Source organism: Candidatus Albibeggiatoa sp. nov. BB20 (assembly GCA_016744725.1).
GTDB lineage: Bacteria > Pseudomonadota > Gammaproteobacteria > Beggiatoales > Beggiatoaceae > Albibeggiatoa.
Window position 1 is genome coordinate 1 of the sequence record JADGDW010000157.1, and the last position, 10,195, is coordinate 10,195.

Below are 10,195 nucleotides of genomic sequence, written 5' to 3' on the forward strand. Positions count from 1 at the left end.
CTTATTGCGTGAACTGGAAATGCGACGGGTTTTAGCCATTATAAAAGGTAAGCGTTTAGGTTTGAAATCTGGCGTGATTCTAGGTGCAGCCGATGCTTACTCAACCACTTTAATGATTTGAGGTGACTTATGTTTCAACCCGTTTCTATGCAACGTATTTATCTCAAACTCCTGACTGAGGACACGCAACGTATTGCACAGGTTTTAGCTGATTTTGGGGTATTTAATCCTGAAGCATTAGAACCCGAATTGATTGAGCAATTACCACAGCATTTAGGGCAAGACTTTCGTTTGGCTTTTAATAGTGCGAGAAGTCGCCTAGATAAAATTTTAAATCGCCTACCTTTCACCGCGCCAAAAAAAATCCATCCTTACAAAGAAATCAGTATTACAGAATTGAATGATACCAATACACAATTGTTTGAAATTTGGCAAAAAATATCTGTATTAGAAGAAAAACAGCATCAACTGACAGAACAACAAACTTCATCGGAACAACTGCTAGCCACATTAGAGAAATTTTCAAATTTAGACCTAGATTTAGGATTATTACGCAAAAATAAACATTTTCTCAATTTACATATTGGAACAATTGCCGCTGATAATTTACAACAATTGACTGAGGCGGTTGCCAAAGCACAACATTTTGTTGATGTTTTTCATCGTGCAGATGAGCTGGCTTACTGTGTGGTTGCAGGCCCTTTAGAATATGCTGATGATGTGTTCACGGTATTGAATTATGCTGAGTTCCGACCATTGCAATTGCCATTAGAATTCCATAATCATCCGCAACAAGTACGCCACGAGTTGACTGAAAAACTGCACAGTTTGAAAGCTGAATTAACCGCAGTGAATCGACAACATTTAGATATTGCCAGACAACATCAAAATGATTTAACACAGGCTTATGTCTTATTGCATCAAGCTGCACCGTATGCACTTTTGGCTGACAATATACACGGTCGGGGTCAGTTGACTGTCATTACAGGCTGGATTCCAAGAGCAGATTTAATTGGATTAGAATGTTTTTTAGCTGAAAAATTGACTTGTCCTTATGTGCTGGATAGTCGTGCGCCATTGTCTAAAGAGCTTCAATATGTTCCATCATTAATGCGCCATTCTAAATTTGTCCAAGCATATCAATCACTAGTACAAAATTATGGGATTCCGCGTTATGGTGAATTTGATCCCACGCTGTTATTTATGGTGACTTTTTTACTGATGTTTGGGGTGATGTTTGGCGATGTGGGTCAAGGTGCAGTCATTGCGGGATTTGGTTGGTTGATGCGTGATAAATTGAAACAATTCAGCTTATTTTTCATTGGTGCAGGTATATTTTCAATTATTTTTGGTTTTTTATACGGCAGTGTATTTGGGATTGAAGAAACGATTATTCCTGCGTTGTGGGTGTCGCCACTGCATCATCCATTTTACATGCTGAAAATTTCCTTGTACTGGGGCGTGAGTTTTATTCTGGTCATGACCTTGCTCAAAGTCATCAATAATTGGCGATTTGGGTATCATGCTGAAGCCATATTTAATAGCAATGGATTGGCGGGAATTTTTCTGTATCTCGGTGGTTTTTTCTCATTAAAAATTTGGATGGAAACAGGTGGTGATTTTGGACAATTACAACAACTTTCAGTGATTTTGCCATTATCAGTCATTTTAGGCTATAAATGGCATGAGAATAAATTACCTCTTGGTGAGCGCATTTTAGTCACTTTGATTGAAGGGCTAGAAACGCTAATCAATTATTTAGCCAATACCTTGTCTTTTTTACGGGTCGCCGCATTCAGCTTAAATCATGTGGCATTGGCAATTGCTATTTTCACCTTAGCTAATATGATGGGAGAGGGCACATTGGGGTATTGGTTTATGGCGATTGTAGGTAATATTGTGATTATCATATTGGAAGGCGCGATTGTGACTATTCAAGTGTTACGCTTAGAATATTATGAAGGTTTTTCACGCTTTTTCAGTGGTGATGGACGTTTATTCGAACCATTAAAAGCCAGCATAAAAAATTCTGCTTAACGATTTATTTTATTTGGAAATATACTGGTTTTATCTGAAAACAAGCTTTAGTAGAGTGGAATAACATAGCGTTTTCCATCAAAGATGTTGGGCATTGAAAAGGTGGAATACGATGCGTGATAATGAGTCCATACTTGGCTAATATTCGAGGCACATCTATTCCACCCTACATGACTATTTTATACAAACAATTTATGACTATAGTCAATTCCATCTTAAGTGTGAGGACTGGTAGTCCTGAAATATTTTAAATATCAAATGGTTATGGTTTTGGAATTTAGGACTGCCAGTCCTTGTATCATTTTAAAATAAAACGACTATAGTTACTACGCTCAGCGTCATGTAAAATCATCATTTTTTTAGATGTAAAATGGGTTCTATAGAAAATCTGTATCTCCCGTGGTTAACCACCATCGTTGTTTAATATTTTCAACTTCAATGCCTTGTCCCCAAATAATCGTAGGCAAAATAATCTCAGTTTCAGAAACTTCCCCACCTGCTTGTGCAAAATGTTCGGCAATCGCAGCACTAAACCAACCATTGATATGCTCAATTCCCTGTTGCTGCAAATAAGCACAAATTTGGTGCATAACACGCGGTAAATGAGCTAAACAACCGATATAATCCATAAACCGACAAAAATCTGGCTCAATCGCAATAATCACCAAACCAACAGGCCGTAAAAAGACATCGTAAATCACTAAAAATTGATATTTCTTGTCTGGACGCTGTAAATAGCGATAATCGACATATTCCCAATCCCGTACCAAAGCAATATGCTGTTGAAGATCATTGCTCATCTTATCCCATAATTTATTCACAACAAGGTTCAATTCTTTTCGCTTTTTAAGCTGCTTCACATACTGCCACTTTGACTCTCTGGCAATTGCTGCAGTATCCCATCCAATATCCACCACATCATCCACTTTGGCATAAATACTTAATTTTTCAGCTACTTTAATATGACGTGCATTGGGAAAACCATAAGGCAAAAAATGGGTTGTGCCATAACCCACATGCCGCTCAGAAAAAGTGCTAGCACTGAGGAAAAAAGGCCCATGTTTAGTTAAACGTCCACGTTCTGTTGCTAACACCATCACATCACCAATTTGAATCCCTAACCGTTGCTCACCAAAATAACTGAGCCGACGTTGCATACCGCCATAATGTGCAACCATTTGATCTTGCTGCCAAACTCCTATCGCCACCCCTCGCTGTTGCCCATATTTCCATCGCCACATATCGTTAGACATGTTTGAGCCAAATACTTGTTTAAATAAAGCCTGTGTTGCGGTTTTTTGCTGTTCAGTCACAGGTAAAATACGCCAGCGAGTATTACGTTGTAGTTTAAACTGTAGGAATGTCAAAAGCTTTTGTTCGGAATTTTGAAGCAACTCAAAGCCACAACGTTGAGCTTGAGCAATCAAATAAGGTGCAATCTGAGCAGTGGTATGGCTTTCGACTGTCGGTAAATCTTGAGCGATTTTATCAATAATGTACAACTCGCCTTCAGGCATTAATAATTGCTTAGCAACATCTAAAACAACCAAAAAATCCAGTTGAGGCAATATATTATCAAAAATAATAATCTTATAACTATTTGCTTGAACTTGAATCAAATCACCTAACATATCTAAATCAAACAACACGCTAAGATAAGGTTGACGTATTACAAGAGTCAAAAAAGGATTTTTCTCAGCCTGACCAATTAATAAAATTGGCTGATTCACTGTAGTAATTAAACGGCCAATATTCTCATAAATAAGGGTATTCACAACACTTTACCTTTAGCAATGCAAAAGAAATTCTCAACTAAAGGGCGTGGATAGTGTTGCTGTTCTAATTGTTGTAATACCGTTTCAACCACTTCTGGCATGGAGGCTTTATTTTTTAATTCAGGTAATAAGTCTTGCATAATACAATTAATAATGTCTAAATCTGCTTTCAACTGAGTTAAGTCTAGTAAATTCAATTTTTCAGTCACTTGATATAAATCAAAATCCAATTGAGTTAAAAAATCAACATACGTTTGTGGCTTAATCCCATATTCAAATAAAGCGGCGGGTGAAAATTCAGTTAACAATGCAGGTTGTTGCTGGCGTAATATATTTTGCATACCTTGTAGCGCATTATATTCTGCTCCTTCTATATCTATTTTAATAAAATCCACCCTATTAACCAATGTTGGCAAATAGTCATCCAAACAAACCGTTTCCACCTCAATACTGGTTTGACAGCAAACAGAATCATATAAACGGTGCATCCCTTTATTTTCATCACATAAAAACAATTGTGCTTGGCTATTCTCAGTCGCAACGGCTTTTTGCACTAAAGTCACATTACGATATTGATTTAAACTAATATTTTTTTGTAACAATGCAAAATTATCAGGATCAGGTTCAAATGCAATGACATGCCCTGTTTCCCCGACCAATTGAGCAAATAATAAGCTGTAATAACCAATATTCGCTCCAATATCAATCACAACATCACCTTGTTTAATATACTGTTTTACTAATGCAACTTCGTCTGGTTCAAATATATCTCCTGACGCAAGGTTTAAGCTGTCTTTAGTATCCAAATACATTTGGTGCTGATTAACGGTATAAATTTGCATCATAAAAGCCTTGTAAATTGGTCAGGAATTTGAATATTTTAACATCAAAGCCAAGCAGAATTGTTAAGCCCTAGTGTCTTTTCAGCTAAAAAACTTATAAACTAAGTGCCTTAATGCTAACCCTTTTGTGCTGTTACTATCATAACCACTTTACACAGTAATACTAAAAACTATGAGCTTAACTAATTCTGCTGCTTCCAATACTGCCCACGTATTAATTGAGGCATTACCCTATATTACCCGCTTTTCAGGTAAAACTTTTGTCATTAAATATGGTGGCAACGCTATGATTGATAAAGATTTACAGACTAGCTTTGCCCAAGATGTTGTATTGATGAAACATGTGGGTTTAAATCCGATTGTCGTACATGGTGGCGGGCCTCAAATTGGTAGCTTGCTGAAACGATTAGGCAAAGAAACTGAATTTTTTCAAGGTATGCGTATTACTGACCGCGAAACAATGGATGTTGTCCAAATGGTATTAGGTGGTTTGGTCAATAAGGATATTGTGACTTTAATTAATAATCAAGGGGGGTCAGCGGTTGGTTTGACGGGTAAGGATGCGGATTTGATTCATGCTCGTAAGTTAACTTTCACTCGTAATTCCCCTGAAATGAAAGCACCTGAAATCATTGATATTGGCCATGTCGGTGAAGTGGCTAGTATTGATACTTCTGTGTTAGATACATTGGTAGAAAGTGATTTTATTCCTGTTATTGCTCCTGTTGGAGTGGGTGATGATGGCCAATCTTATAATATTAATGCAGATTTAGTCGCAGGAAAATTGGCGGAAGTGTTGCAGGCTGAAAAATTGATATTGCTTACCAATACCATGGGAGTGTTGGATAAAGAAGGTAAATTATTAACAGGTTTATCTCCAAGTACTGTTAAAACCCTTATTGATGATGGCACGATAGAAGGCGGTATGTTGCCAAAAATCCGTTGTGCATTAGAAGCAGTACAGGCAGGAGTTAAAACCTCACATATTATTGATGGTCGAGTCCCTCATGCAGCATTGCTAGAAATCCTTACCGATGAAGGGGTGGGCACTTTGATTCATCATCGTAATAAATAGCAAATCTATTTTGGTACGACTCTAAATGATAGCAGTTTAAAGCTTTGGATATGCCTGATAGGGGGAGGTTATTATATGTTAGCAAATCCAATTTTCATCTTGTCAACGCGATCAAGTTGTCGATGGTCGTGTATGGTTTTGATCTCTTTTTTATGTTTAGTAATTTATCATAATAGTTTGGCAGCATCCAAAGAACAGGCAAAAGAATACCAAGTCAAAGCAGTGTATTTATATAATTTTTCTCATTTTATTCACTGGCCTAAAAACCTATTAGAACTAAAAACCGAATTCAATATCTGTGTATTGGGCGACAATCCATTTAGTAGCGCTTTAGACTATGTGGTCAGCACAGAAAAGTTTCATGGGAATCCAATAAAAGTACATTATTTAGAAACGGTTGTTGATGCGCATATTTGTCAGATTTTATTTATTAGCCAATCAGAGCGAAATCAATTAAATACTATTCTAGATTATTTGGACAAGCAGCCTGTGCTCACGGTCAGCGATATTGCCGAATTTATTGAACATGGTGGCATGATTAAATTTTATATGAATCGCAAACACCAAGTTCGCTTAGCAATTGACCCAGATACATTACGAGAAGCAGATTTGGAAGCGGATGCCAATTTACTGCGTATTTCTCAAATTATGTCTCGTAAATGAGTCAGTTTAAAACAAGTCTATCGGGCAACTACGAACACATCAAAGGGACATAAATGATGTTCTGTAGTCTGCACGCTTTTTGCCCTTAAACTTGTCTTTACTCAGTCGTTGCCATTTTCAACTTAGTGAATAAATACATAACCCACTGGACTACATGTTGTATTTCCACAGGAATCAGTGGCTTCTACAAAATAACTGATGTTCCCTGTACCTTTTGGCAAAGTCACCATATATTGATTGGCCACAATACTGGCTTGGGTTTGTGATGGATAAATTCCTAAGTCCTCCATTTCAATACTTTGGGTTTTATCGTTATCAGTAAAATAATGCAATACAACCGATTTTACACCGACAATATCATATACAAAACTACGAAATATTGCTTCTTCTGGTGCGGCAGTTAAACAATGATTTCCCCATGTTTGACCACCGGGATTGGCAGGACGCACCCACGGCATAAAAATAGTTGGTGCAGTATTATCTTGTTTAGATTTAATTAGTTGATTGATTAAACTGCCCGCCAATGCCCATGCTTGATTCGCCGCTTTTGTGACTTGCCCATCCCACACAGGTTGCCCCGTCCAATACCAATAACAACTGGTTTCTGCCGTGTAAAGTAAACGCCGTAAAGTCTGATACAACTCTCCCGTTTCTCCAGAATCTTCGACGCTATGTACTATATTTTGCAATGCTGTCAGCACCGCCCAACTGTTCAAATCGGGGGAATAGTCCTGCTCAGCCATCGAAAACCATTTAGTAAATTGTGGATCGCCATTGTCTGCACCCGCCCATGAGCCTGCTTCAACATGCACTTTATTATTTGGATCAACAGGGAATGCATGCAAATAGTCTTGAATTGTAACTAATTGGAATCGTGGATCATTTTGACACATTTCCACTAAACGCCCAGTATTGGAATTGTAATAGCTTTCAGCCCCACCGCCATAATTATCGCCATCAGAATGCAGAATAAAAAACGGTGGATGTTTTGGATCATAACTGTTGGTTTTCAACATTTGATCGTAAAGTTGTCCCATGACTTGCTCGTATTGCAACGCGCCATAACCCCCGCGCGCATCTTCATTGCCTAAATAACGTTCTGCGGGTACACCGATGATGTCGTGAGCTTCACCTTTGTGATCGGTATAAGTAAGAATACAAGGTTTCAATAATTGTGGAGAAATTTTACTCGGCGCCCATACATTATCCACTTGCAACCAATCGTCAACAGGCGGATTGAGTTGATCTGCAGGATTGGGTGGTAACATACCCTCATTCATACCTGCATACGGATAATCTTGGCAAGCACGAAACTGGTGAATGGAATCGTAAATCACAACATTAACTCCTGCTTTTTTCAGAGCGGGAATCAAATGGACTTGGAATGCGGTCTCAGGTGGGAATAACACATCACTGGCGGAAATGCCAAAAGTCTGTTGAATCATTTTCCGATGCCATTCAATTTGCCCAATCACATCACGTTCAGGCATCAACGGCATTAAGGGGTGAAAATAGCCAAACGCGGTGAAATCAACTCGAGGATGATTAAACGCGGTGGTTTGCTGGGCAACATCGTATAACGCTTGCTGCCAATCTTGAAATATACCATTCGCGCGGCCTGTTGTTGAGCAACGGTGTAGCTGCTCGATTAATGAGCCAGACCAACTGGTGGATAGTCCCGCATGAGACAGACCACCATGAATATATTGCCATACAGCTTCAGGAATATAACGTGTGTATGCTCCTTGACGTTGCCCAAAAATATCCTCTTTTTCACCATCCCAATAATCCACATCAGCCGCATCATAATAAGGTTGGTGCATGTGTTTGTGAATGCCAAAGTAAATAACAGGCTGTTCAGAAACCTGTAGGGTTACTTGATTTTGGGACTGGATTTGGTGGGTTTTCTGGTCGTTATTCGAGTCTTGTTGGCCGTGGTGTTTTTTTTTAAGGCTGGCTCATTTACCACGATTTCATGATATACTTTAATCCAATCATTGGCTTGCGCATCTTCAAGGTCAGCAACTTTGCAGCCTTCAATTTGTAAATAGGTTTTGCCTGCTTGATATTGTTCAGCGGGCACTTGAAAACGATAGCGATTTTTACCTTTTTTGCTCACCAGCTCATCTTTTATAAAATGTTCTGGACCATCGTCTTGACGTACAATCATTTGAGGAAAAGGCACTTCACCATCAGTGACCATCGTCACGCTAAAGCCTTTACCAATCAATGGACGTTTGGGTAATTCTACATCAATAATTTTGCTAAATACCATCACGCCTCCAAGCTTGTGAGGTTTAATGAATTGATAAGTTTATAAATTTAAATTATTGGTACAGTTGTCTCTCAAGTTGTTTTAATACTAAGACCATTTTCACTAAGACGCAAGGGTTATCGGATGCTTTTGGGCTAAGATTAGCCAAAAATGTTTTTATGGGTGTATTTTGGCAAAATCACTTTTTGTTCTGTGGGACTGACAGTCCTTTTCATTGGTTTATATAAAAAATGTCTAAAAAAAAACAAAAAAAAGCGGTTATTTTGGTGTCGGGTGGTTTGGATTCTGCGACGACGCTCGCGATTGCTAGATCACAAGGGTATGCGTGTTATGCCTTGAGTTTTAATTATGGGCAACGCAGTTTGTCTGAAATTAATGCGGCAAAGCGGGTCACGACTCATTTTGATGTGGTTGAGCATAAGCTTATTCAATTGGATTTGCGAGGAATTGGTGGTTCGGCTTTAACCGATGATGAGATTAATGTGCCGATAGAGGGTGTTGCGCTGGATATTCCAGTTACTTATGTGCCTGCGAGAAATACGGTGTTTTTATCATTGGCTTTGGGTTGGGCTGAGGTGTTGGGTGCGACGGATATTTTTATTGGGGTGAATGCGGTGGATTATTCGGGTTATCCTGATTGTCGTCCTGAGTTCATTCAGGCTTTTATGCAGTTGGCTAATGTGGCGACTAAAGCGGGTGTGGAAGGGCAGCAGTTTGAGATTCATACGCCGTTAATTGATTTGACTAAAGGGCAGATTATTGAGGCGGGTTTAGAATTGGGAATGGATTATGGTTTGACTGTTTCTTGTTATCAGGCAACAGAGGATGGTTTAGCTTGTGGTGTTTGTGATTCGTGCCGATTGAGAAAGCAAGGTTTTGAGCAAGCAGGTGTAGTTGATCCAACCCATTATCAGTAGTGTCCAGTTGATTTTGATAGTTATTCAGGATTGCCCATGGTTGATAAACTCGCAATCCTGAAAAATTGAGAAGCTGACGTTTTGCGTATCAAAATATCAGCACTGTTAAATAGTTGCTTTTTCCCTACATTCATATTAATTTTCATGCTTAAATTATAATCAGCTTAGTTAATAGCACAATGGTTTGTCATTTATGAAACAAGATAAATCTTTTGTCACATCAATCATGCCCATTGAGAATTTAACCAATATTGTTGTCGGTGTTATGGTTGGATTTTTAGTGTTATTTATTCCGTATTTACTTAAATTCATTGCTTCTAAGATTAAAAATCTTCCCTTTTATCATTTCATTACTACCGTTTATATATCCCTATTTTTTTACACAAATCCCTCATAAAATAGGCTCTTATTTATTTTTTCATTTGAATTTAATATGATAGTCATATTTGCTGTAACTATATGTAAATATTAAATTGATAATGGCACAAATAAATTTAATAATATATAAAAACTCTATACTATTATAACGCGTTACTATCAAATATAATAACTTACTTTAATTGTAGGTTAATAGGTGTGAATAATATAAAAATCAAATTATTATATAGAGG

8 protein-coding genes are annotated in these 10,195 nt (G+C 38.0%); 4 read left to right on the top strand and 4 right to left on the bottom strand.

The features are described from left to right. The first annotated feature begins 129 nt into the window (after positions 1-129). A complete protein-coding gene (locus tag ABXH34_RS15115) occupies positions 130-2,037 on the top strand; it encodes a V-type ATP synthase subunit I (RefSeq protein ID WP_353572719.1) in 1,908 nt (635 codons plus the stop codon). 377 nt (positions 2,038-2,414) lie between these two features. On the opposite strand, the gene ABXH34_RS15120 is transcribed toward ABXH34_RS15115, so the two are convergent. After that, positions 2,415-3,812: a GNAT family N-acetyltransferase gene (locus tag ABXH34_RS15120; RefSeq protein ID WP_353572720.1), complete on the bottom strand. Its 1,398-nt coding sequence runs from the start codon at positions 3,810-3,812 to the stop codon at positions 2,415-2,417. After that, complete coding sequence (locus ABXH34_RS15125; RefSeq protein ID WP_353572721.1) at positions 3,809-4,657, bottom strand: FkbM family methyltransferase; 849 nt, start codon at positions 4,655-4,657, stop codon at positions 3,809-3,811. The genes ABXH34_RS15120 and ABXH34_RS15125 overlap by 4 nt, the downstream gene beginning before the upstream one ends. 169 nt (positions 4,658-4,826) lie before the next feature. Here ABXH34_RS15125 and argB point away from each other — a divergent pair, with 169 nt between their 5' ends. Together argB and ABXH34_RS15135 are read left to right on the top strand one after the other, a co-directional pair. Beyond that, complete coding sequence (gene argB, locus ABXH34_RS15130) at positions 4,827-5,729, top strand: acetylglutamate kinase (protein WP_353572722.1); 903 nt, start codon at positions 4,827-4,829, stop codon at positions 5,727-5,729. 177 nt (positions 5,730-5,906) lie between these two features. Beyond that, positions 5,907-6,392: a YfiR family protein gene (locus ABXH34_RS15135; protein ID WP_353572723.1), complete on the top strand. Its 486-nt coding sequence runs from the start codon at positions 5,907-5,909 to the stop codon at positions 6,390-6,392. A gap of 122 nt (positions 6,393-6,514) precedes the next feature. On the opposite strand, the gene ABXH34_RS15140 is transcribed toward ABXH34_RS15135, so the two are convergent. Next, positions 6,515-8,215: a polysaccharide deacetylase family protein gene (locus tag ABXH34_RS15140; RefSeq protein ID WP_353572724.1), complete on the bottom strand. Its 1,701-nt coding sequence runs from the start codon at positions 8,213-8,215 to the stop codon at positions 6,515-6,517. Between the two features lie 50 nt (positions 8,216-8,265). Next, positions 8,266-8,667 (bottom strand): hypothetical protein, encoded by a 402-nt coding sequence (locus tag ABXH34_RS15145; protein WP_353572725.1) that lies wholly within the window; start codon positions 8,665-8,667, stop codon positions 8,266-8,268. Positions 8,668-8,897: 230 nt separating this feature from the next. Here ABXH34_RS15145 and queC point away from each other — a divergent pair, with 230 nt between their 5' ends. Continuing rightward, positions 8,898-9,584: a 7-cyano-7-deazaguanine synthase QueC gene (gene queC / locus ABXH34_RS15150; RefSeq protein WP_353572726.1), complete on the top strand. Its 687-nt coding sequence runs from the start codon at positions 8,898-8,900 to the stop codon at positions 9,582-9,584. The last annotated feature ends 611 nt before the right edge of the window (positions 9,585-10,195 follow it).

Excerpts from the sequence above, each read along its gene's own strand:
- ABXH34_RS15115 (WP_353572719.1), top strand. The coding sequence starts at position 130 with ATGTTTCAACCCGTTTCTATGCAACGTATTTATCTCAAACTCCTGACT.
- ABXH34_RS15125 (WP_353572721.1), bottom strand. The coding sequence starts at position 4,657 with ATGATGCAAATTTATACCGTTAATCAGCACCAAATGTATTTGGATACT.
- argB (WP_353572722.1), top strand. The coding sequence starts at position 4,827 with ATGAGCTTAACTAATTCTGCTGCTTCCAATACTGCCCACGTATTAATT.
- ABXH34_RS15140 (WP_353572724.1), bottom strand. The coding sequence starts at position 8,215 with ATGCACCAACCTTATTATGATGCGGCTGATGTGGATTATTGGGATGGT.
- ABXH34_RS15145 (WP_353572725.1), bottom strand. The coding sequence starts at position 8,667 with ATGGTATTTAGCAAAATTATTGATGTAGAATTACCCAAACGTCCATTG.
- queC (WP_353572726.1), top strand. The coding sequence starts at position 8,898 with ATGTCTAAAAAAAAACAAAAAAAAGCGGTTATTTTGGTGTCGGGTGGT.